Raw genomic sequence first — 21,717 nt, 5'->3', positions numbered from 1 at the left:
GATTTTTTGGGGGGAAGCCCCCCAAAAACCCCCCTGGCGGTATGAAGCAGGGCCGCAAGGGCATCACCATTGTCCCGAATGGCCTCCTGGCCGCAGCCAGGGTCCTTGTCCCATCCTCCAGATCAACACCTAGGCGCTCAGTGCAGGCATCCTCTACGCCACGCGGCGCTGCGCCGCCTAAAGCACCGCCCCTTGCTTCCGCAGCGCCGCGATCGTGTCCGCCGACAAGCCGGCGCGCGCCAGGACCAGGTCCGTATGCTGTCCGAACGTAGGCGCCGCATAAGGCGTGGCGCAGGGCGTGCGGCCATACCGGATCGGCTTCTGCAAGCCCCGATAATTGCCGACCACGGGATGCTTGAACTCGGCGATCAGATCCTCCGAACGCACCTGCTCGAAATCGAACATGTCCTCGACGCTGCGCGCCGCGGCGCAGGGCACTTCCTCGCCGAATATTTCCTCCCACTCCAAGGCGCTCCGGGCCGCCAGCGCCTCATGCAGACGCGGCACGATTTCATCCTTATGCTCGGCACGCTTGCGCACGCTGTCATAACGCTCATTCGCGGCCAAGGCCTGCAACCCCGTCTTCTCGCACAAGGCTTTCCAGAAATGCGGCGTATTGGCCGAAATATAAAGATAGCCATCCCGCGTGGGATGCAATCCCGTGATCCCGCCCGACCGCATGTCGCGCCCCACCTCGCGCGGCTCGCCGTCAGCCCAGATCAAACGCGCAGACTGCAAGGCCATGGCGCTGCGCAGCAGCGACACCCCCACATACTGCCCCTCGCCGCTGCGCTCGCGCTCATACAAGGCCGCCGCCACGCTGCTCGACACCATGGCCGCGGCGTAATAGTCGACGATGGAGCCATACAGAATTTCCGGCGGACCTTCGCTCTTGCCTTGCAGGGTACACATGCCGGTCAGGCTCTGCAGCACCTGGTCATAGCCCGCTTTTTCCTTCAGCGGACCTGTCTCGCCATAACCCGTGACGGCGCAATAGACCAGCCGCGGATTGATGGCGCGCAACTGCTCGTAGCCTATGCCCAGCCGGTCCGGCACGCTGGGCCGGAAGTTATGCACCAGCACGTCGGCCTGGCGCACCAGGTCGCGCAAGACTTCACGCGCCGCTTCCTGCTTGAGATCCAGCGCCAGCCCTTGCTTGCTGCGATTGACGCCAAGGAAAGCCCGGCTTTCGGTGGTCAGGGTCGACGGATATTTGCGCAGGTTGTCGCCCGCAGGCGGTTCGATCTTGATGACTTCGGCGCCCTGGTCGGCCAGCAGCGTGCAGCCGTACGGGCCGGCGATATAAGCGCTGAGATCCAGCACGCGAACGCCGGCCAGGGGGCCGCCCGCCACGGTGGGCAGGGATTCTGGATGGGTAGCGGTCATGAGGAATTCCTGAATGAATGAATTAGCTTGCCTTGCTGAAACGGCGGTCGCGCCAAAGACCTGAAAGACGCGCAAGGCGCGGAGGGCACGGCGCGCTTACGCCGCCAGCAGCCCCAGTCGGCGGGCCAAGGCGACGACAGCTTCGGAGCGCCTCACGAACGGCCCGTCTATCATCTTTCCATCGACCACATAGGCGCCGACGCCGCGCGCGCCCGCATCCGCCGCGGCCGCGACCACCCGCTGTGCATGGGCGATTTCCTCGTCGCTGGGACGGAACGCCTGATTGGCCAGGGCCACCTGCGAAGGATGGATGCAGCTCTTGCCCAGGAAACCCAAACGACGCGCCATGCCGGCCTCCGCCAGGTAGCCGTCCTGGTCCTTGATGTCGGCGAACGCGGTGTCGTAGGCGAACACACCCGCTTCGCCCGCGGCCATGCGCAACTGGAACATGGCCAGCCGCACGGCTTCGGCGTCGCGCCGGACGATATTCAGGGGTTCGAACAGGTCACCCAGCCCCAATTGCAGGCCGGCGACGCGCTCATGCGCGGCCGCCAGGTCGGCGGCTACCCGCAGGCCGCGCGCCGATTCGATGTTCAGCAACAGGCGCACGGGCTCGGTCACGCCGTTGGCGCGTTCGGCCTCGATCACCGCCGCGGCCGCGGCGACCACCTGCTCCACGCTGTCGACCTTGGGCACATTCACCAGATGCAGGCCGGGACGCACCACCGCTTGCACGTCGGCATGGAAATGCGGCGTGTCCTGCGCATTGACGCGCACGATCAGCACCTTGCCGCTGGCCGTCGCCGCGTCCGAGGAAAACAGTCGGCCCAGTTCCTGGCGCGCCTCGTCCTTGCGGCTTTCGGAGACGGAATCCTCCAGGTCGAAGGACAGGCCGTCAGCCTCGCTGGCCAGGGCCTTGGGAAACAGCTCGGGCCGCGAGCCGGGTACGAATAGCTTGCTGCGCATCAACATCTTTATGTCTCCTTCCTGTGTCCGCTGCCGGACTATGCCGGGTTCTACCGGGAATAACGCATCTTACCGGGGTCGCTTTGGTGATATAAAGCGATGTTTCCTAATACGCCAGGTGAGAATTTCAAATGAAGCTATCCGCCTTCCGCACTCTTAACGCCGTCCTGCGCGGAGGTAGCTTCGCGGCGGCGGCGGCCGATATGAATCTTTCGCCCAGCGCCATCAGCCTGCAGATGAAGCAGATGGAGGAATACTTCGGCCAGCCCCTGTTCGACCGCTCGGCCCTGCAAGTACGGCCCAATGCCTTCGCCGCGGAAATCGACACGGTGCTGCAGGAAGCCTTCACCCGCCTGGAAACGCTGCGCCGCCGCAGTTCGCCCGTGGTCGAGGGAAGGGTCAGGCTGGGCACCATCGAGCCCTTGCTGGTCAGTTTGCTGCCGCGCCTGTTGCGCCAGGCCCGGCAACGTTATCCACAGCTGGACGTGCGCCCGGTGCGCGGCCGCGGCGCCGACCTCGTGGACCAGTTGAAAAGCGGGGAGCTGGATGCGGCCATCATCGTCAGGCCGGAAAGCGGCGGGTCGAGTCGTCTCAGCTGGACGCCCTTGTTTCGGGAAAAGCTGGTGCTGATCGCCCCGCCCGACTCGACCGAGACCGATATCCCCGAATTGTTCCGCCAGCACGAATGGCTGCGGTTCGACAAGACCACCATCGGCGGGCGCATTGCCGCCCGTTACGTGGCCGAGCATGCGCCGCATGCGCGCAGCCGCATCGACATGCAATCGCTGGCGACCCTGACGGCACTGGTGGCCGAAGGGCTGGGGGTATCCGTGCTGCCCGATCCCGGCGCGCATCTCTATGCCGCGCATCCTGTCCGGGTGATCCAGCTGGGCCGCAACCCGCCCTACCGCCAGATTGCCTACGCCTGCCGCGCCACGGACCAGGACAATCGCCTGGTCCAGGCCGTGCTGGGCTGCGCGCGGCCTGACGCAGGCTGAAACTCAAGCGTAAGGATTAAACCCGCGGCGGATCGGTTTCCCGTTGCGGATGACGATGCTTGGCCAGCGCCTGGACGAAACTCGCCAGGGCCGGCGTGGCGTCACCATCGCCACCGAATACCAGGCCAGGGTCCTCTTCTCCATCCGCCAGCATCAGCGGAATGCCTGCTTCGTCCAGCAGCGCCTGCGCCGCGCCCAGCGCCATGATGGTCTTGCCATGGCGATACATATTGCGGATGAACTCCAGGGCCTGGCCTTCGTCGGCCAGCTCGTCGGTGACGGTGTCGCCCGGCGGCAGGATCAGCGCATCGAACAAGACTGCCGGCGAGTTTTCCAGGGACGCCTCGGCATCCAGTGCCTTGCCGTCGGCCGCCTCCACGGCGCCGATCCGCGCGGCCACCAGCAACGGCACCGCGCCCTGCTCCACCAGGGACTGCTGCACGGTCTCGATGGCGGTGGCATCCACGCCCGGCGCGATCAGGATCGCCACCCGGCGCGTGCGAATGTCACCCGCCCCCGGCCGCGCCATCAGCGACAGGGCAGGAGAGTTCGTCACTTCCGGCTTGGCGGGCGTTTCCAGCGCGCGCGGCATGGGCGCCGGCAAGGCCATGCCCAGATCGTCAGCCACTGCTTTAGCCAATTCCTCTGACGCATTGCGCAAGCCCGACACCATGCGCTCGCGGATGGCGGGCACCGTCACCTTGCTCAGCTCGAAGCGGAACGCCGCGGCGATGTGGCGCTTCTCAAAGCCCGTCTGGCTTTCATAGAAGAGTCGCGCCTGCGTGTAGTGGTCGGCGAACTTCTCCGGCTTGCCGCGCAACTTGTCTTCCTTCATGGGCTCGGGGAAAGACACGAAGCCTTTCGCGCCCGCCTGGAAAGGACATCCGCCACCTAGCGAGTTGGGCTCATAGGCGACGCGACCGCGCGCCAGCGCCTGGCGGTGCATGCCGTCACGCTGGTTGTTGTGCACGGGAGCCACCGGCGAATTGATGGGGATCTCGTGGAAGTTGGGCCCGCCCAGACGGCTGATCTGCGTATCCACATAAGAGTGGATGCGTCCCGCCAGCAAGGGATCGTTGGAGAAATCGATGCCCGGCACCACGTGGGCCGTACAGAAAGCCACCTGCTCCGTCTCGGCGAAGAAGTTGTCCGGATTGCGGTTGAGCACCATGCGGCCCACCGGCGTCACCGGCACCAGCTCTTCAGGAATCAGCTTGGTGGCATCCAGGATGTCGAAGCTGAAGGCTTCCGCCTGCTCTTCCGTGAAGATTTGCAGGCCCAGTTCCCATTCGGGATAGGCGCCCGCTTCGATCGCTTCCCACAGGTCGCGCCGATGGAAGTCAGGATCCGCGCCGGAAATCTTCAAGGCTTCGTCCCAGACCAGTGAGTGGGTACCCTGCTTGGGATTCCAGTGGAATTTGCAGAACACCGACTCGCCAGCCTCGTTGACCAGGCGGAAGGTATGCACGCCGAAGCCCTGCATCATGCGATAGCTGCGGGGAATGGCGCGGTCGGACATCGCCCACATCAGCATGTGCGTGATTTCCGGCATCAGCGAAGCGAAGTCCCAGAAGGTATCGTGGGCCGACGCGGCCTGCGGCATGCCGTGATGCGGCTCTGGCTTCACCGCATGGACCAGGTCGGGAAATTTCATCGCATCCTGGATAAAAAACACCGGCATGTTATTGCCGACCAGATCCCAATTGCCCTCATCGGTATAAAACTTCACCGCGAAGCCGCGTACATCGCGCGCCACGTCACTGGAACCGCGCTCGCCGGCAACCGTGGAGAAGCGCACGAACACAGGCGTAATCTTGCCCGCTTCCTGGAACGGCGCAGCGCGCGTGTACTGCGTCAACGGCTCGTAGTTTTCGAAATAGCCATGCGCCGCCGATCCGCGCGCATGGACGATGCGTTCGGGTATGCGTTCGTGGTCGAAATGGGTGATCTTCTCGCGCAGGATGAAATCTTCCAGCAGCGTGGGTCCGCGCAGGCCGGCCTTCAACGAATTCTGGTTGTCGCCTATCTGCACACCTTGATTGGTGGTCAGCGGCTGACCGGCGTTGTCGACCCGCACGCGGTCGAGCGCGCCGGTAACCGGACAGGCGCCGGCAGGCGCGGCGCCCCCGGCCTTGTCGTTGTGATTGACCTCGCTAAGCGTGCTGCCGGTGACGCTGGGGTCCGCGGGTTCCACGGTGTGGCCGGCCGGCGGCGCCACGGCGTTGTCGCGTCCGTGTTCCAGCGCCTTGTTCTCGTTGTAGGGCATCGCGGCGGACAGGGACTGCACGCCGGCCGCGTGGGCAGCCAATGCGTCATTCGTGCTCAACACTTCGGCGGGCCCGGTCGACGTCGTACGGGCGGCCGACTTGGCCGCCGCCTTCTTACCGGTGTCTGCCGCGCTTTTGGCGGACTTGCTGGGGGACTTGCTGGCTGGGGCGCTTGTGGGTTTCTTGGTGCTGGCCATTGCTGTTAGCTCCTGGACGGTGAAAGGGAGTTACCGAGACGGAGCTCCCCTAAGCCATCACCCTCAGCAACTGCCATACCTTGGTGTCGACGCCAAGGGCCGACCTGCTCGTCCGGAAGACGTACTGTGGAGCTGTCCCTGCTACGGCAGCGAGGCCGCGAGCCCGGCGTACCGCCTGGTGCTACCGCTACCGCTTACTGCTCACAGCAGATCGTCCAGCAGATCCGGGCCGAAGACTTCGCGGTGTATGCGGGTGGACGGCACGCCGGCTTCCAACAGCGCCGCGCGCTGCGCCTGCATGAAGGGTAGAGGCCCGCACAGATAGAAATCGGTGTTGGCCTCGGCCAACTGCCGCGCATCGAACAGGGCGGCAAGGCGCATGCGACCACTGTGCGCGGTGGCGCCGGCCAAAAGCGCGCCGCCTTGCGCGGACGGGGCTTCCGCGCCCGCCTCCAGGAAGTAATGCGCGCTGAAGGCCGGCATCCGCGCGCCGGCCTCGGCCACGTCGTCCAGATGCGCCAGACAGGCATGGTCGCGCGCCGCATGGGCGAACAACACCGGCCGTGCCGGATTGCGTTGCGCCATGGTGTTGAGCACCGCAATCATGGGCGTAATGCCGACGCCGGCCGACAACAGCGCGATGGGCGACTTGCCGTCCAGCACGGGCGCGAAATCACCGTAGGGCCGGCTGACCATCAGCACATCCCCGACGTTGGCGTTGTCGTGCAGCCAGTTCGACACCACGCCGGCAGGTGTGTCCTGCCCTGCCGCCTCGCGCTTGACCGAGATCCGCCAGTGGCTGCCGTTGGGCGCGTCGGACAGGCTGTACTGCCGCTGCTGGAACACGCCCGGGCTCAACTCGACCACCACCGACACGTACTGACCGGGCTGGAAGTCCGGCAAGGCCGTGCCGTCCGTCGCCGCCAGGGTCAGCGCGACGATTTCGCTGCCTTGCGCATCGCGCTCGGTGATGCGCAGCGGCAGGCGATGATCCGGCCCGGCATTGCTGCGTTCGTACAGACGCCCTTCCGCCGCGATCAATTCGCCGGCCAGCAACCAATAGGCTTCGTCCCAGGCTGCCATCAGTTCCGGCGTGGCAGCGTCTCCCAGCACCTGCTTGATGGCGCCCAGCAGGTGGCGCCCCACGATGGTGTAGTGCGACGGCTTCAGGCCCACCGCCGCGTGCTTGTGCACGATACGGTCGAGCACGGGCGCCAGCACGTCGGCGCGATCGTAATTGGCGGCGTAGGCGAACACCGCCGACGCCAGGGATTGCTGCTGCACGCCGCTGGCCTGATTGCCCATGTTGAACAGGTTCGTCAAGTCCGGGCGCTCGGCGAACATATTGCTGTAGAAGGTCTTGGTGATCGCCAGGCCGTGCTCACGCAACACGGGAACGCTGGCATCGATGTACGGCCGGGACTGCTGCGACAACATGGTGGACTCCTGGATAACGGTTTGCGTGCACACATTCTATTTTAAGTTGCATATTCGATGCAACTTAAAAAGATCGGTGCGGAGCGTTGCAGCCCACCCGCGTGCTAGACTTTTGATCAGCATCAAACCGGACTCAAACCGGACGTTTTCCATCCTTGTCGGCGCCTGCCTGGCCCGTCACTCTTACCGACCCGTACGCGTCTTTCCCATGCGGCTTACCGATTACACGGACTACAGTCTGCGTGCGCTGATTTATGTGGCGTCGCATCCCGACGAGCCCGTCACCATCCAGCACATTGCCGATGCGTACGGCATTCCGCGCAATCATCTGATCAAGATCGTGCAGAAGCTGGGCCAGGAAGGATTCCTGCTCACGACGCGTGGCCGTGCCGGCGGCCTGCGGCTTGGCCGTCCGGCCAAGGACATCAAGATCGGCGCGGTGGTGCGCGCCACGGAAACCGATTTCGCCATGGTGGAGTGCTTCCACGATGAGGACCACTGCGTCATCACCCGTGCCTGTGTGCTCAAGGGCGTGTTGAACCAGGCGTTGCAAGCCTGGTTCAAGGTACTGGACGGTGTCACCTTGCACGACCTGGTCGACAAGCCGGCCGCGCTGAACCGCGCGTTCACGCAAGCCCTGGCGCTGGCCGATGTGCGCGCTGACTTGCGCGAGGCAGCCGCCGGTAACGGCGCGGCACCCGTCCGCACGAAAAGAGGCCGCCCGGCAAAGCAGGCGGCCTCCTGAAGACGCGGCGCGTCCAGATGGATACGGGTCCGGGACCGGCTGTTAGACGCGCAGTCAGACCCTCAGTCAGATCAGCCTTTAGACCGGCACCTGGATCCGGGTCAAGGGCACATGCTGCTGGCAGCCGTACACATCCCTGTCCTGCAGATCGCCGGAACTGACCGGCCGCTTGATGGTGATCTTGAATGCGCGCGCCGCGTCGAACGGCGTGCAGACCAGCACTTCGGCCGCGGGGATGGCGAAAGCCCGCGCCACGTTCTCGACATTGATCACCCCGCTGTTCTTCACATGCAGATAAGGCGCATCCGCGTCGAACATGATGTCGAAGGTCAGGTCGAAGGGACCCGAGTTCTTGCTGCGGATGACCTTGGCGTAAGCCGTCATCGGCTGGGTCTTGCTGGAGGTCGATTCAGCCATGATCAATTCCGGATGTTCTCGTAATGGATGGGGAAGCATTCCGTGGCGTTGGCCACGGGCATCAGGTGATAGACGGAGAAGCGGTAGGCCGGGCCGACCGGCACGCCGAACGGCGAGAACGGATACGCCATATTGCCGGCCGTGGTCAGGATGCCGGGGTAGTCGGCATGCTGCAGCACGCCCCGCGTGAACATGGCCACTGCCGTGGCCGTATCCTGGTCCGGCGCCACGGCATCGATTACCAGGCCGATTTCCTTGGGCACGTGATCGAGGTCGGGCTCCAGGTCACCCATCACGCCGTTCTTGCCGTATTGGCGGAACAGCAGGCTGATGTTGTTTTCCTTCAGGCCGAAGCGCTCTTCGGCGCGCTCGCGGGCGTGCTCCAGCACGTGGTCCAGTTCGCGGATCATCACGGCGTCGCGGATGCCGACCACCACGATGCTGCGATAGCCCAGTTGCTCGGCGCCTTCCAGTTTGACGCGGTAGTTGCTGTCATTGATGTAGCGGCTGCCCCTTACCTGCACGATGCGCGGATCCACTTGCTCGAAGGTAGCATGGGTCAGGTCGTTGATGCCGCCCGGGCCCGCCTGCATGAAGGGGTCGCTGCGCTCGTAGAGCGAATGGCCCGCCACGGATACAGTGGTGCAGCGGCTGTCCGGATTGCCCGGCTCCACTTCGAAATGATCCTCGCGCACGCGGCCTATCATGGGCTCGCCCAGGTCGTAGGGCACCGCGGACAGGCCCGCGCATTCCAGGATCTTGCCGCAATGCAGCGACAGTCCGGGGTCGAAACCGCGCAGCACCGGCATGGCGGCGAACACCGCGTCGTCGCAGGCACGGCCGGCGATGATGACCTCGGCGCCCTGCTCCAGCGCGCGCATGAAGGGCTCCATGCCCATTTGCGCGACGATGGGACCGGCGGCGTCGACCATTTGCGCGGTCAGGCCGCTATCCGGGCCCAGGCCTTCCAGCGGGCCGTAGGTGGCGATCTTTTCCTTCAGGTATTTCTTGTCGATCTCGGCGCTGATGATGGCCAGCTTGAAGGACAGCTTCTGCTCCGCCGCCACTTCGCGCACCATGCGTATCATCAGTTCCAGGGTGGCATTGGAGCCGTTGGTGATGGCCGAGCCGATCAGCAAGGGAATCTTGGCCGCGCGCGCGGCCGCCAGCATCACCGCCAGATCGCGCCGGTAGGCCGACATCGGCAGGAAGGCCTTGTCGGCGCCGTGATAGTAGGGACCCATATCGGTGGACCCCGCGTCCTGCCCGATGAAATCGGGATTGGCTTGCATGGCGCGCTTGAACGACGCCAGGTTATAGCCACTGCCCATCGAACCCGATGGCGCCACGCCGGTTACTTGTTTCATCTTCCGTCCTGCTTTCTAGGTAAGTTCGTCTTGCTTGAATCGTGTTGCCGCATGGATCCGCTAGTTGGAAGCCAGGTTCACGGTCTTCGCCAGGTCGGCCCAGCGGCGTTGGTCATCGGCCATCATGGCCTTGAACGTTGCTACCGAGCCGCCTTTGATCTCCATGTTGTTGTCGATCATGAGTTTCTTGAAATCCGGGTTGGCCAATACGCTGTCGACCAGGGTGGCCAGCTTCTGCACCCGGTCCGCCGGGGTGCCCTTGGGCGCCATCAGGCCTATCCATACGGACGCCTGGACGTCCGGATAGCCCAGCTCCGCGAAGGTCGGTACGTCAGGCAGGCTGGCCAGGCGCGCCTTGGCGGCGACCGCCAGCGGCCGCACCATGCCCGACTGCGTCAGCGGCTTGGCCGAGCCGACGAAGGTGAACATCAGCGGCACCTGGCCGCCGGCCAGGTCCTGCAGGGCTGGGGCAGCGCCGCGGTAAGGCACGTGGGTGAAGCGGGTGCCCATCTTCTGGGCCAGCAGTTCAAGGGCCAGGTGCGAGATGCTGCCCGTGCCGGTGGAGGCGAACTGCAGGGTTTCCTGCCCTTTGGCGGCCGCGACGACGTCGGCGAAGGTTTTGTAGGGCGACTTGGCGCTCGCGTACAGCACGGCCGTCTGGTCGACCAGATGCACGATGGGCACCAGGTCGGTCTCGGGGTTGTAGGACATGTCCTTGTAGACCAGCGGCGCCAGGGTGACCTGGCCGTTGCTGGCCAGCAGCAGGGTATTGCCGTCGGCGGGTGCCTTGACCACCTTGTTGGCGCCGATCAGGCCGCCGGCGCCGCCGACGTTTTCGATGATCATGCTTTGGCCCGCGGCTTTCTCGAAACCCTGCGCCAGGGGCCGGCCCACCGTATCCAGCGACCCGCCGGCGGGATACGGTGTGACCACCGTGATCGGCCGGTCGGGGAAGGTGCCCGCCGCCTGCGCCGGCGCGGCGAGCGCCCAGACGGTGGCAGCGATGGTGGCGGTGGCGAGCAGCCGCCGGCGGAGATGCGTGTGCGCGAGCTTCATTACCTTACCCCTTGTCTGATTGCGGGCGCCTCTGCGGGCATCCCGTCCGTCTTTGTCCGACGGCTGGAAAAATTCTAGGGAGAGGCTCGCGGAAAGTCGTATTCCGTTATGGAAAAAGTCCATAACGTGACGTTAAGAGCCGCGTGAATACGGGCTCTGCGGGGAAGTCAGCCGCGACTGAGGGTTTACGCGCGGGGCGCCATGTGGGCCGCGCTCAGACGGGGACCAGCACCGGGTGTTGCAAGGCCTGGACCTCGTCGACGAAGGCTTGCACCATGGCCGACAGGGGTTCGTGGCGCGAGTAGCCGATGCGGACCTGCAGGTCGATGGTGGGCGTGAGCTCGCGGACGTGCAGGCCGGGCCAGGCTCCACCGATCTGGGCCAGCTCGTCGACCAGCGCGATGCCCAGGCCCTGTTGCACCATGGCGCAGGCCACGTGGGTCTGCATGACCTCGGCCACCCAGCGGGGCGCGATACGGGCGCCGTCGTACAGGCGGCCGATGGCGTGTGCCAGGGGCGTCTCGGCGCCGTAGCCGATGATGCGTTCGTTCTTCAGGTCCGTGACACGCAGGCGCTTGCGCTCGGCCAGCTTGTGGTCCGGTGGCAGCACCGCGACCACCCGGTTGCGGAACAGCTTATGGACCTGGATGCGGGGGTGCTGCACCGGCACCATGGCCACCAGCACGTCGGCGCGCTGGGTCAGCACCGAGTCGATCAGGGCGTCGGCCAGCATCCCTTCCAGGGTCACCTGCACGTCGGGAAAGCGCAGCGAGAATTTCGCGATGGCCATGGGCATCAGGGCATAAGCCAGGCTGGGGCTGCACGCTACCCGCAGGACGCCGCCCGTCTGGTTGGCCATGTCGCTGGCCAGGCCGTTGATGCGCTGCACGCCCTGGTACAGCACTTCCACTTCGTTGAAGAGCTTATGGGCTTCGGGAGTCGGATGCAGGCGGCCGCGCAGGCGCTGGAACAGCGCGAAGCCCAGCCGCGATTCCGTGTAGGAAATCAGCCGGCTGACGGCGGGTTGCGAGACATGCAGCAGCTGGGCCGCGCCGCTGACGGAGCCAGCGAGCATGACCGCACGAAATACTTCAATCTGACGAAGATTCATACCCCCCCTACCGCGCGTGGCGCGGCCCCCCAGGGGGCGACACTAGCGGACCGGGAAACCCGGCTCCGCAGTGTCCCCGATAAGACGGAGTACTTAAATAGAGACAAACCCCAGCGCGCGCGGGGCCTTCCCAAAATCCAACGCTATCCGGGTGGCATTGGGGGGGTCTCCTCCCAAAATACCTATCTCACTACTTCATCCACCAACCCATCAACGTGCACGTGCGAAAACCCCTCATCGAACAGCACCTGCGCCTGAACCCCATACACCTGCGCCAACGTCGCCGGCGTGATCACCGCCCCAGGCGCGCCGGCAGCGACGATCTCTCCCCGCGACAACATCCAGGCCTGATCCGCATGCCGCAAGGCCATGTCCAGATCATGCAGCACGACCAGCGTCACCAACCCCTGCTCCCGCGTCTCCCGCCGCAGCAGGCGCATCACGTGGAACTGGTAATTCAGGTCCAGCGCGGACAAGGGCTCGTCCAGCAACAACAGGCGCGGCCGCCGCACCAAGGCCTGCGCCAGGCCGACCAGCTGCTTCTGTCCGCCGGACAGTTCATCCAGATGCCGCTGCGCCAACCCGGCAATGCCCAGGCTTTCCAGCAGTCCATGCACCCGTTCAAGTTCCGCCCGCGTCCGCCGCGAACGATCACGCGCATGCGCGGCCACGACCACCGATTCGAAGACGGTCAGATGCACCGACTTGGGCAAGGCCTGCGGCATGTACACCACGTGGCCCGCACGCGCTTGCGGCGTGGCCTTCAGCAGGTCGAAGTCGCCCAGACAAGCCCGGCCGGACTGCGCTGCCGCCAGGCCACCAAGCGTCTTCAGCAAGGTGGACTTGCCGCTGCCGTTAGACCCCAGCAGCGCCGTCACCGTCCCGGCTGTCAACGGCGGCGCACCTGCCCCGCGCAGGACTTCACGGCGACCATAGGCGACCCGCAGGTTTTCGAGAGTAAGCGGATCGGCCATCAGTCCACCCTGCGCATGGCACGCAAAACGATGGTCAGGAAGAACGGAATACCCACCAGCGCGGTGACGATGCCCACGGGCACCAGCGCGCCGGGCAGCAAGGTCTTGGACGCCACCGACGCCAGCGACATGATCAACGCGCCGCACAAGGCGCTGGCCGGCAGATAGTGGCGATGGTCCTCGCCCACCAGCAGGCGCGCGATATGGGGCGCGACCAGGCCCACGAAACCGATGGTGCCGACAAAGGACACCGCCAGCGCGGCCAGCGCGCTGACCCGCAACAGACTGGCCAGCCGCAGACGGCGTACGTCCACGCCGAAGCTGATGGCGCGTTCTTCCCCCAGGCGCAGGGCGGTCAGCTTCCACGCATCGCGCCAGGAGAACGGCGCCAGCAACAGCAAGGCCACGGCCAATACGGTCACCGACACCCAGCTGGCACGGGCCAGGCTGCCCATGGTCCAGAACACGATCCCCTGCAGGGCTTCTTCCGTAGCGACGAATTGCAGCAACATGATCAGCGCCTGGAAGGCGTAGACCAGCGCGATGCCGAACAGCACCACGCCCAGGGTGGACCCGCCCCGCCAACGCGCGACGCGCTCCAGCGCCGCCACGGACACCAGGGCCGCGGCGAACGCGGCCAGCGAAATCGTTCCCGCCGAACCCAGGCCTGGCAGGCTGAGGTCCAAGGTGATGGCCAGCGCGGCCCCGAACGCCGCTGCCGCCGACACGCCCAGGGTGTAAGGACTGGCCAGCGGATTATCCAGCACCGTCTGCATCTCGGCGCCGCCCAGGCCCAGGCACATGCCGACCAGGACGGCGGTCAAGGCATAGGGCAGACGAAAGTCCCAGACGATCACGCGATCCGCGTTGCTGGCGAGAGCGGGTTGGAACAGCACGCGCAGCAGGTCGCGGGCGCTCAAGCCGGCGGGACCCGTGCGCATGTCCAGCAGCAGTCCCAGGAAGATGGCCACGCACAGCAGCGCGGTCAGTACATGACGGCGCCGTACGGTGCGCTGGAAGTGGGCAATGGCGTGCTCGCCGCCGGAAGCCAGGACTGACATGGCTAGCGCGCGGCGTTGGCCGGTGCCACGGGGGCCTCGATCGAGCCGGCCGCGGCGCTGGTGGCGGGCGCGGCCGGAGCCGCGGCCGGGCCCGCGGCCGCGGTCCAATACGTACCGTTGGGATCCAGGCGGACGAAGTCACGATACAGGCGCGCCATGTCCGTTTCGGGATCCAGTGTCGCGCCCGCGCGGGGATAGAACAGCCGCGCCAGCGCCTCGATGGCGATGATGTTGTAGGGCGAGTTGTAGTAGGCGTGCCAGATGCCCAGGGTGCGGCCCCGGCGCACGGCGTCCAGATCCCGAATGCCCTCGCGCGCCAGCACCTTGGACAAGCTGCGCGCGGACACGTCGGCCACAATGCCGGGCCCCGCCAGCAGCCCGGGCTTGAGCGGATCGGAGCGGCTGCCGGTCGCCACATAAACGTCGGGCCGGGCTTGCATCAGGTACTCAAGGCTGACGTCACCGATGGCGCCCGGCAACACGTCGGCCGCCACATTGCGTCCGCCGGCCGCCACCACCAGATCGCCGAAGTTGCCCTTCCCCGTGCTGTGGCAGCATGCCGGCCACACGCCCGCCAGCATTTCCACGAACACGCGCGGCCGTTGTTCCAGCGGAACGGGATCGACCACCGCACGCACCCGGCGCAGGCCGTCTTCATAGAAATCGACATAGGCCTGCGCGGCCTTCTCACGGTCCAGCACCTGGCCAAGAACGCGCATGCTGGCCACGGTGTGCTCAACGGGATGCTCGCGAAAATCGATGAAGACGATGGGAATGCCGGCGTCCTGCAAGGGCTTGATCATCGGGTTGTTCACGCCCGGGCCGTGGCCGCTGAGGCCGAAGATCGCCACGTCCGGCCGCAAGGACACGATTTTTTCCGGGCTGACACTGCTTTCCGAGCGCTGGCCGATCAGGGGCACTTTGGCGGCAGCGGGATAACGCGTCACCAGTTGCTGCCAGGCGTAGGGGTCCTGCGCCTTCAGCTCGCCCTGCCAGCCGACGACGCGCTTGACCGGATCGTCGCGGTCAAGGATTGCCATGGCGAAAACGAAACGCCCCTCGCCCAGCAACACGCGTTGCGGGTGGTCGGGCACGGTGACGTGGCGGCCGGCCAGATCGACGACTTCACGCGCCGCGGCCGCGCGGGGGATAGTGGCCAAGGCCAGGCCGGCCAGGATTACGACGGCCATGGCTCGGGCCGACGACAAAAGAGAGTTGCGCAAGGTGATTTTTCCGGAATGCAAAGGATTCGCGTTTCCCGATTGTCGGCGCATGGGCCTCAACAAAACGTTAAGACGTGCCTGCCTGCCGCGCCCACGCAACATTTGCCGCCCTTTTCGCCCCGTGCGCCATCCTGCTGCGGACAAGCGCCGCACAGTACGTAAAATGGCGGCAATTCATGCAAGTGATTCTTATTCATTACCGTATCCATGCGCATCCTGATCATCGAAGACGATCCCGACATCCTCGGCAACATCGCCCATCACCTGGAGGCGCGCGGTTATATCGTCGACTGCGCCAGCGATGGCCTGCGGGGCTACGGGCTGGCTGAACAGGACAACTTCGACCTGATCGTGCTGGACCTGATGCTGCCGCGCCTGGACGGCTACGAGCTGTGCCGCAAGCTGCGCACCGAGGCCGGCCTGGACACGCCCATCATCATGGTGACGGCACGCGATACGCTCGATGACCGCCTGCACGGTTTCGACGTGGGCGCGGACGACTACCTGGTCAAGCCCTTCGCCCTGGCTGAACTGTCCGCACGGATCAAGGCCTTGCTGCATCGCACTCGCGGCGGCGCGCAGAACCGCGTTCTGCAGGTGGGTGACCTGGAGCTGGATCTGGACACGCGCCGCCTGAGCCGCGCCGGCCAGGTGCTACGCTTGCCGCCGGCGCCTTTGCAACTGCTGACCATCCTGATGCGCGCCAGCCCCGCGGTGGTCCATCGCGCGCGTCTGGAAGAAGCGCTGTGGCGCGATTCGCCGCCCGACAGCGACAGCCTGCGCACCCACATCCACCAGATCCGCCAGGTCATCGACAAGCCCTACCCTGAGCCCCTGTTGCAGACCGTGCACGGGATCGGCTATCAGCTGAGGAGCGGGGATGGCGCCTGAGCGCCTGTCCGACGGGATCTCGACGCCGTCCGCGCGGTCGCATCGTCCGGCGCGCGCCCTGGCTCGCCATCTTTTCCTGACGTATCTGCTGTTGACCTTGGTCGCGACGGGCGCCATCGCGCTGCTCTCGCTGTGGACGGTCGGCACGCTGGAAACCCATTTACAGCGCATCGACATGGGCATGGCCGTGGAGCGCGTGCGCACCGATTACCTGGCGGGTGAGGACGTCGGGCGGGCCGACCGCTTCTTCCATGGCGAGCCCGGCAGCGCGGCCTTTCCCGACTGGCTGCGGCATCTGGCGCCGGGCTTCCACAAGATCGAACGCGCCAGCCGGGTCTGGCACGTCATGGCCAGCGACCAGGACGGCGTGCGCTACATGCTGCTGCGCGATTACACCGACTATGAACAGGGCCTGCGCCGCTCGCATTGGTTGACGGTGAGCGCCGTGGCGGCCAGCTTGCTGCTGGCGTTTCTGCTGGGCACCCTGGCCGCCAGGCGCGTGCTGCGGCCTCTTGCCCGTCTGGCCACGCAGATGAGCGGCCGCGGCGGCTTGCCGCCCCGCACCCGGCTGGCGCAGGACTATCCGCGCGATGAAATCGGCCAGCTGGCCGCCGCCTTCGACGATACGTATAACCAGCTTGAACAGGCGTTGGAGCGCGAACAGCTCTTCACCGCCGACGTCAGCCATGAATTGCGCACGCCGCTGATGGTGGTGTCCAGCTCAAGTGAAGTGCTGCTGGACGACAGCAACCTGACCGCCGGCCAGACGGCGCAGCTGCGCCGCATCCAGGCCGCCGCCCGCGACATGCATCAACACCTGGACGCCTATCTGATGCTGGCGCGCGGCCGCGCCGATGCCAGCGGCTTTCCGCAGACCACGGTGCTTGCGGCCGCCCAGGAACAGGTCGCGCATTGGCAGGCGCGCGCGCAGCGGCTGGGGGTGGCCCTCGACTGCGCTTCCAACGCGGCGACCGACGCGGATGCCGTTGCCAGTCCTGTCTATCCCGCGCCCCTGCTCCGCATCGTCCTGTCCAACCTGATCCGCAACGCCTTGCAGCACGCCACCGGCGCGCGCCACGTCACCGTGCTGGCCGGCTCGGCCAGCATGGAGGTGCGCGACGACGGCGCCGGCATTCCCGCGGACAAGCAGGAGACCGCGTTCGCGCCCTTCGTCCAGGGCCGCAAGGGCGGCCCGGAGAACCTGGGCCTGGGCTTGTCCTTGATCCAGCGTATCTGCAACCACCAGCACTGGACGGTGACCCTGGAGTCGGCGCCCGAGCAGGGCAGCCGCTTTCACGTGGATCTGCGTGAGCAGGCGGGCCAGGATTGAAGGCCGCGCGGCGTGCCCGGCCGCGCGACTACTGTCACGACCGCCCTGCCGCCTTCCTTACCAGCTATACGTCGCGCCCGCCAGGATCAGGCGGCGCGATCCGTAGTTGCACGCGTTCATGCTGTACATGCAAGACGCCACATAATTGCGATCGAACAGGTTCGCCGCGTTAAGGGAGAAATCCCAATGGGGCATGGTGTAGTGCAAGCCAGCATCCACCACGGTGTAAGACGGCGTGCTGAAGGTATTCGCCGCGTCACCGAAGCTGCTGCCCACGAAACGCACGCCGATGTTGGCGCCCAGACCGGCCAGCGGCCCGCTATGTAGCGTGTAGTCCGTCCAGGCCGAGGCCGTGTGCGACGGCGTGCCTATGGGCCGCTTGTTCTTTTCCGTTGGATCGTCGGTGCGCGTGTTGCGCACTTGCATGTACGTGTAGCTGCCCAGCACGGTCCACTCGCGGGTCAGCGTCAGATGCGCTTCGGCCTCGATGCCGCGCGATCGGATCGCGCCCGTTTCGCGGTTGAGCTGAGTCACCGGATCCGTGGTCAGGATGTTGGTCTTTCTCAGGTTGAAGGCGGCCAGGGTCACGAAACTCTGGTGACCAGGCATCTGGTACTTCACACCCGCCTCGTACTGCTCGCCGGTGGTGGGCTTGGGCATGCCGCCATCGGCAAGGACCGCGCCCGCTTGCGGCTGGAAGGACGTTGAATAGCTGACGTAGGGGGCCAGGCCGTTGTCGAACAGATACGTCGTGCCCGCGCGCCACGTGGCTTTCTGATCCTGCTGCCGTTCGGTACCGCCCGCCAGCAGGTCGCGCGTGGCGGAGCGCGCCCAATCCTGGCGGCCGCCCAGCAGGAAGCGCCACTGTCCCAGCGCCAGCTGGTCTTGCGCATACAGGCCTAGCTGGTGCAGGTTGGTGTGATAGTCGCCCGTCGTGGCCGGTGCGTCGAAGGCCTGCCCGTAGACGGGATTGAGCACGTCCAGCGACGGCACACTGCTGAAATTGTAGCCGTAGCGCTGGTCGAAGCGGGTGGCCTGGTAATCCAGGCCGAGAACGGCCCGGTGATGCACCGCCCCCGTGTCGAAGGTCGCCTTGGCCTGGTTGTCTATCGTCGCCGTGGCCGTCTGCTCGTACATTTTCAGCGCATAGCGATTGAGGGTGTGATCCTCGGCGTCGCCGACCCAGCCGTTGGCGAACACGCCGCGCAGGTCATTCGACACGCCGGTATAACGCGCATGCTGGGATAGCGACCACGTGTCGTTGACCCGATGTTCAAGCTCATAGCCGACCCAATACTGCTTGCGCGAGTGATGGTCGAAACCCGGCTCACCAGGATCGAAATCGGTGGGAATCTTGCCCCACGACGCGCTCTGCTGCGTGCCGACATAAGGCAGGGTGTTGTAGTACCCGCCGTCCGGATCGTACTGATAACCGGTCAACAGCGTGAACTTGGTATCCGGCGACATCTGCCAGGAGAAAGACGGTGCGATGAAGACCCGCTTGTCCTGTACGTGGTCGACCTGCGTGTCAGCCGTGCGGCCCAAGCCGGTGATGCGGTAGCGCACGTTGCCGGCCTCGTCCAGGGCGTCGCTGAAATCGAACTGGGTTTGCGCCAGGCCGTGGCTGCCGGTCTGAAAGCCGATTTCGTGCAGGGGCTCGTCGGTGGGCCGCTTGCTTTGCAGGTCAAGCACCCCGCCGGGGCTGGCCTGGCCGTACAGGACGGAGGCCGGGCCATGGACCAGCGTGATGCTTTCCAGGCCATAGGGATCGACTGCCGACACGCCATAGGATGCCAGTGAACGACTGGGCAGGCGCAGGCCATCGAGGTATTGGTCGACCAGGAAACCGCGCGAGTAGATTTCCTCCAGGCCGCCGCCATCTTCGCTGAAACCACGCTGGGCGGTCAGCGTGCCGGAGGTGTAGCGCATGGCCTGCGGCACGTTCTGCACCGCCTGCGCCTTCATCTGCGCGCGGGTCACCACGGACACCGCCTGGGGGGTCTCGATCAGCGCGGTATCGGTCTTGGTGCCGGCGCTGCTGCGCAAGGCGACCAGCCCGGCCGCGGGGCCCAAAGTTGCACCGTCTGCCGTCACTTCCACGGAAGGCAGTTGGGTCACGCTGCCCGCGCCCGCCGCGGTCGAGGGAGCGACGACCAGGGTATAGCCGCCGTCGGCCGACCGCTGCAGCCGCAATCCGGTGCCACGCAAGGCCGTGCGCAAGGCTTCCTCGGCGCTGTAGCGGCCTTGCACGGGCGCGGCCATGCGTCCGTCCACCTGCGCCGGGCCGTAGCCCAGGTTCAGGCCGGCATCGCCGGCGATACGTCCCAGCACCGGACCCAGCGGCCCGGCCGGAATCGCGTAATCACGCAGGGCGTTGACGTCCGCTGGACTTGCCTGCGCCAGCTTGATTGGCTGGACTCGCAGGCCTGGCTCAGCGCCGGCCTGAGCCTCGGCCTGGGCCTGCCCGGCCGTCGCCAGCAGCAGCGGCGAGGCCAAGGCCAATTGCGTCGCAAGCATCAGGGCGCGGCGGCGCTGGGCTGGCGGCGAAGGAAGTCCGGGGTTCGGCGGGAAGGTCATGAAAGGGGCTCCGGGATTTCAACTAGGTGATATCCCATTGCCGAACGAGAAAGCAGAAATTAAGGGGGGGGGGGGTCGAAAATATTCTGTTTGCCTTGGCCATGATGGCCTACCCCCGGCGCTCCAGCCCCACCCACATCGACGTGTGCCGCGACAGCGTCAGGTCCAGGGTCCGCGCCAGGGTCGCCAGGGCCAGGTCGGTGTCGCGCAGCGAGAAACTGCCCGACACGCGCTGGTCGGCCAGCCCCTCCGCCAAGGCGATATGCCCCAGACGATAGCGGCCCAGAATGTCGACGACATCGCCCAGGCGGGCGTTTTCCACCACCAGCATGCCGGTGGCCCAGTCGCCGGGTTCGGACGCGCCGGCCTGATCGACGCGGTCCGGATGCACGATTACGCGGCGGCCGGTCAGCACCGCCTGCTCGCTGCCGCGCAACCGGGGGCGCGCCAGTACGGACGACTGCTGCACGCTTAGCATGGTGCCCTCTTCCGGCGCGCGCAGGTCCACCGAGAAGACCGTGCCCTGCGGCCGCAGGCTGCCGTCGTCCGTGGTCACCACCAGCGCGCGGCTGTCGCCGTGCCCCGTGCGCACCTGGATGCGGCCGGCGCGCAGATGCAGTACGCGCTGGCCTCCGCTTTCGTCGATGTCGAACGCCGTGCGGCTGTCCAGTGCGACCTGGGTGCCATCGGCGAGCGTCACATTGCGCAGTTCGCCGGTCCGGCTTACATAGTCGGCCATCACGTGGCGCACGGGCAGCACCTGATTCGCCAGCCAAGCGCCGCTGGCCAGCAGCACCAGGCCCAGCGCCGTACTCACGGCGGCCCGGCGCGCGCGGCGCCGCTTCAAGGGCAGGCCGGCGGTGTGCAGAAGCGCCTGCCGTGCCTGCTTGTCGGCCAGATCGTCGAAGCGGGCGTCGATGGCGCCCAGTTGCTCCCACGCGCGGGCATGGTCGGGGTCGCGGTCCAGCCATTCGCGCCAGGCAGCGCGGTCCGCGTCGCCGGCTGGCGCATTGTCCAGGCGCAACATCCAGGCGATGGCTTCCTGCAGCACGGCGCGCGAGACGGGTGCCTGCTGCTGGCCGCGTAGCGGTGAGGAAGCGTCCGGCGCCAGCATCGTCATCACGCCACGGGCGCGCCGTACAGCGCCGTGTAGACCTGCAGCATGGCCTGCGCCAGATATTGATGGACGCGGGGCACGCTGACACCAAGACGTTCGGCGATTTCGCGTTGGCCCAGCCCTTCCACCTGCCGCCAGACGAAGGCCGCGCGGGCCTTATCCGACAACCCGGACAACAGGCGGTCGATTTCGCGCAAGGCCTGCATGGCCGACAGGTAGTCTTCCGGGCTGGGCTGCACGGCCTCGGGCAATAGCGCCAGTTCCGCCAGATAGGCCCGTTCCAGCGCGGCGCGCCGGAAGGAGTCGACCATCAGGCCATGGGCGATGCGCGCAAGGAAGGCGCGCGGCTGGCGGATGCGCAGCGTTTCCTCGCGCAGCAGCACGCGCAGAAACGTATCCTGCACCAGATCCGCGGCCTGCTCGCGGCAACCCACTTGGCGATGCAGCCACGCGTGCAGCCAGGTCCGGTGCTCCGTGTAGAGCACCGGCACGCACTGCATCTCGGAGGAATCGACCGCCATCGCCTTGCCCGTCAGCCAAATAATGATATTGAGAAACGTTCTTAATCATTATAGGCATCACGAGATGGCCCAGTCA

The 21,717-nt window shown here is 66.1% G+C and carries 18 protein-coding genes; 4 read left to right on the top strand and 14 right to left on the bottom strand.

Going from position 1 to position 21,717, the window contains the following annotated elements; genetic code table 11:
• Positions 1-177: 177 nt before the first annotated feature.
• Together ASB57_RS00725 and ASB57_RS00720 are read right to left on the bottom strand one after the other, a co-directional pair.
• Entirely contained in the window at positions 178-1,386 is a 1,209-nt protein-coding gene (locus ASB57_RS00725) for a CaiB/BaiF CoA-transferase family protein (RefSeq protein ID WP_057649689.1), read from the bottom strand.
• Positions 1,387-1,482: 96 nt separating this feature from the next.
• Positions 1,483-2,352, bottom strand: a complete 870-nt coding sequence (locus ASB57_RS00720) for a CoA ester lyase (protein ID WP_057655820.1) — start codon at positions 2,350-2,352, stop codon at positions 1,483-1,485.
• Between the two features lie 131 nt (positions 2,353-2,483).
• Between ASB57_RS00720 and ASB57_RS00715 the strand changes: the two genes are divergently transcribed.
• The gene (locus ASB57_RS00715; RefSeq protein ID WP_057649687.1) at positions 2,484-3,350 is read left to right on the top strand and encodes a LysR family transcriptional regulator; all 867 of its coding nucleotides are present in this window, start codon (positions 2,484-2,486) and stop codon (positions 3,348-3,350) included.
• Between the two features lie 16 nt (positions 3,351-3,366).
• Here the strand turns inward: ASB57_RS00715 and ASB57_RS00710 are convergent, their stop codons facing one another.
• Together ASB57_RS00710 and ASB57_RS00705 are read right to left on the bottom strand one after the other, a co-directional pair.
• Complete coding sequence (locus ASB57_RS00710; RefSeq protein ID WP_057649685.1) at positions 3,367-5,814, bottom strand: catalase; 2,448 nt, start codon at positions 5,812-5,814, stop codon at positions 3,367-3,369.
• Between the two features lie 201 nt (positions 5,815-6,015).
• Positions 6,016-7,251: a globin domain-containing protein gene (locus tag ASB57_RS00705; RefSeq protein WP_057649683.1), complete on the bottom strand. Its 1,236-nt coding sequence runs from the start codon at positions 7,249-7,251 to the stop codon at positions 6,016-6,018.
• 208 nt (positions 7,252-7,459) lie between these two features.
• On the opposite strand from ASB57_RS00705, the gene ASB57_RS00700 reads away from it, so the two are divergent.
• Positions 7,460-7,996 carry an Rrf2 family transcriptional regulator gene (locus tag ASB57_RS00700; protein ID WP_082621282.1) on the top strand — a complete coding sequence of 179 codons (537 nt, stop codon included), beginning with the start codon at positions 7,460-7,462 and terminating at the stop codon, positions 7,994-7,996.
• Positions 7,997-8,074: 78 nt separating this feature from the next.
• Here ASB57_RS00700 and ASB57_RS00695 read toward each other — a convergent pair whose 3' ends face one another.
• From ASB57_RS00695 to ASB57_RS00665, 7 genes are all read right to left on the bottom strand, one after another.
• Entirely contained in the window at positions 8,075-8,413 is a 339-nt protein-coding gene (locus tag ASB57_RS00695; protein WP_057649681.1) for a DUF4387 domain-containing protein, read from the bottom strand.
• A 2-nt stretch (positions 8,414-8,415) separates the two neighbouring features.
• On the bottom strand, positions 8,416-9,780 hold the full coding sequence (locus tag ASB57_RS00690) for an acyclic terpene utilization AtuA family protein (protein WP_082621281.1): 1,365 nt from the start codon (positions 9,778-9,780) through the stop codon (positions 8,416-8,418).
• Positions 9,781-9,840: 60 nt separating this feature from the next.
• Positions 9,841-10,836, bottom strand: coding sequence for a tripartite tricarboxylate transporter substrate binding protein (locus tag ASB57_RS00685; protein WP_057649677.1), 996 nt, complete (start codon positions 10,834-10,836; stop codon positions 9,841-9,843).
• Between the two features lie 214 nt (positions 10,837-11,050).
• Entirely contained in the window at positions 11,051-11,947 is an 897-nt protein-coding gene (locus ASB57_RS00680; protein ID WP_057649676.1) for a LysR substrate-binding domain-containing protein, read from the bottom strand.
• A gap of 182 nt (positions 11,948-12,129) precedes the next feature.
• The gene (locus ASB57_RS00675) at positions 12,130-12,921 is read right to left on the bottom strand and encodes an ABC transporter ATP-binding protein (RefSeq protein ID WP_156414030.1); all 792 of its coding nucleotides are present in this window, start codon (positions 12,919-12,921) and stop codon (positions 12,130-12,132) included.
• The gene (locus ASB57_RS00670) at positions 12,921-13,982 is read right to left on the bottom strand and encodes an iron ABC transporter permease (protein WP_057655818.1); all 1,062 of its coding nucleotides are present in this window, start codon (positions 13,980-13,982) and stop codon (positions 12,921-12,923) included. Before ASB57_RS00670 ends, ASB57_RS00675 begins: the two co-directional genes overlap by 1 nt.
• Before the next feature lie 2 nt (positions 13,983-13,984).
• The gene (locus tag ASB57_RS00665; protein WP_197424931.1) at positions 13,985-15,172 is read right to left on the bottom strand and encodes an ABC transporter substrate-binding protein; all 1,188 of its coding nucleotides are present in this window, start codon (positions 15,170-15,172) and stop codon (positions 13,985-13,987) included.
• 240 nt (positions 15,173-15,412) lie between these two features.
• Here ASB57_RS00665 and ASB57_RS00660 point away from each other — a divergent pair, with 240 nt between their 5' ends.
• Both ASB57_RS00660 and ASB57_RS00655 read left to right on the top strand, forming a co-directional pair.
• Positions 15,413-16,096, top strand: a complete 684-nt coding sequence (locus ASB57_RS00660) for a response regulator transcription factor (RefSeq protein ID WP_057649674.1) — start codon at positions 15,413-15,415, stop codon at positions 16,094-16,096.
• Positions 16,086-17,426, top strand: a complete 1,341-nt coding sequence (locus ASB57_RS00655; RefSeq protein ID WP_082621278.1) for a HAMP domain-containing sensor histidine kinase — start codon at positions 16,086-16,088, stop codon at positions 17,424-17,426. Before ASB57_RS00660 ends, ASB57_RS00655 begins: the two co-directional genes overlap by 11 nt.
• 57 nt (positions 17,427-17,483) lie before the next feature.
• Here the strand turns inward: ASB57_RS00655 and ASB57_RS00650 are convergent, their stop codons facing one another.
• From ASB57_RS00650 to ASB57_RS00640, 3 genes are all read right to left on the bottom strand, one after another.
• A complete protein-coding gene (locus ASB57_RS00650; protein WP_057649672.1) occupies positions 17,484-20,003 on the bottom strand; it encodes a TonB-dependent siderophore receptor in 2,520 nt (839 codons plus the stop codon).
• Between the two features lie 109 nt (positions 20,004-20,112).
• Positions 20,113-21,123, bottom strand: coding sequence for a FecR domain-containing protein (locus ASB57_RS00645; RefSeq protein WP_057649671.1), 1,011 nt, complete (start codon positions 21,121-21,123; stop codon positions 20,113-20,115).
• Positions 21,123-21,641, bottom strand: coding sequence for a sigma-70 family RNA polymerase sigma factor (locus ASB57_RS00640; RefSeq protein ID WP_057649669.1), 519 nt, complete (start codon positions 21,639-21,641; stop codon positions 21,123-21,125). The genes ASB57_RS00645 and ASB57_RS00640 overlap by 1 nt, the downstream gene beginning before the upstream one ends.
• Positions 21,642-21,717 lie beyond the last annotated feature (76 nt).

The sequence above is a fragment of the Bordetella sp. N genome, from assembly GCF_001433395.1.
GTDB lineage: Bacteria > Pseudomonadota > Gammaproteobacteria > Burkholderiales > Burkholderiaceae_B > Bordetella_C.
Note: the sequence above shows the minus strand (reverse complement) of the source record. Positions and strands in the feature narration are given on the sequence as shown.

Coding starts and splice junctions, on each gene's coding strand:
- ASB57_RS00695 (WP_057649681.1), bottom strand. CDS start 8,413: ATGGCTGAATCGACCTCCAGCAAGACCCAGCCGATGACGGCTTACGCC.
- ASB57_RS00675 (WP_156414030.1), bottom strand. CDS start 12,921: ATGGCCGATCCGCTTACTCTCGAAAACCTGCGGGTCGCCTATGGTCGC.
- ASB57_RS00660 (WP_057649674.1), top strand. CDS start 15,413: ATGCGCATCCTGATCATCGAAGACGATCCCGACATCCTCGGCAACATC.
- ASB57_RS00685 (WP_057649677.1), bottom strand. CDS start 10,836: ATGAAGCTCGCGCACACGCATCTCCGCCGGCGGCTGCTCGCCACCGCC.
- ASB57_RS00725 (WP_057649689.1), bottom strand. CDS start 1,386: ATGACCGCTACCCATCCAGAATCCCTGCCCACCGTGGCGGGCGGCCCC.
- ASB57_RS00700 (WP_082621282.1), top strand. CDS start 7,460: ATGCGGCTTACCGATTACACGGACTACAGTCTGCGTGCGCTGATTTAT.
- ASB57_RS00680 (WP_057649676.1), bottom strand. CDS start 11,947: ATGAATCTTCGTCAGATTGAAGTATTTCGTGCGGTCATGCTCGCTGGC.
- ASB57_RS00655 (WP_082621278.1), top strand. CDS start 16,086: ATGGCGCCTGAGCGCCTGTCCGACGGGATCTCGACGCCGTCCGCGCGG.
- ASB57_RS00670 (WP_057655818.1), bottom strand. CDS start 13,982: ATGTCAGTCCTGGCTTCCGGCGGCGAGCACGCCATTGCCCACTTCCAG.
- ASB57_RS00665 (WP_197424931.1), bottom strand. CDS start 15,172: ATGGCCGTCGTAATCCTGGCCGGCCTGGCCTTGGCCACTATCCCCCGC.
- ASB57_RS00710 (WP_057649685.1), bottom strand. CDS start 5,814: ATGGCCAGCACCAAGAAACCCACAAGCGCCCCAGCCAGCAAGTCCCCC.
- ASB57_RS00715 (WP_057649687.1), top strand. CDS start 2,484: ATGAAGCTATCCGCCTTCCGCACTCTTAACGCCGTCCTGCGCGGAGGT.
- ASB57_RS00640 (WP_057649669.1), bottom strand. CDS start 21,641: ATGGCGGTCGATTCCTCCGAGATGCAGTGCGTGCCGGTGCTCTACACG.
- ASB57_RS00650 (WP_057649672.1), bottom strand. CDS start 20,003: ATGACCTTCCCGCCGAACCCCGGACTTCCTTCGCCGCCAGCCCAGCGC.
- ASB57_RS00690 (WP_082621281.1), bottom strand. CDS start 9,780: ATGAAACAAGTAACCGGCGTGGCGCCATCGGGTTCGATGGGCAGTGGC.
- ASB57_RS00720 (WP_057655820.1), bottom strand. CDS start 2,352: ATGCGCAGCAAGCTATTCGTACCCGGCTCGCGGCCCGAGCTGTTTCCC.
- ASB57_RS00705 (WP_057649683.1), bottom strand. CDS start 7,251: ATGTTGTCGCAGCAGTCCCGGCCGTACATCGATGCCAGCGTTCCCGTG.
- ASB57_RS00645 (WP_057649671.1), bottom strand. CDS start 21,123: ATGACGATGCTGGCGCCGGACGCTTCCTCACCGCTACGCGGCCAGCAG.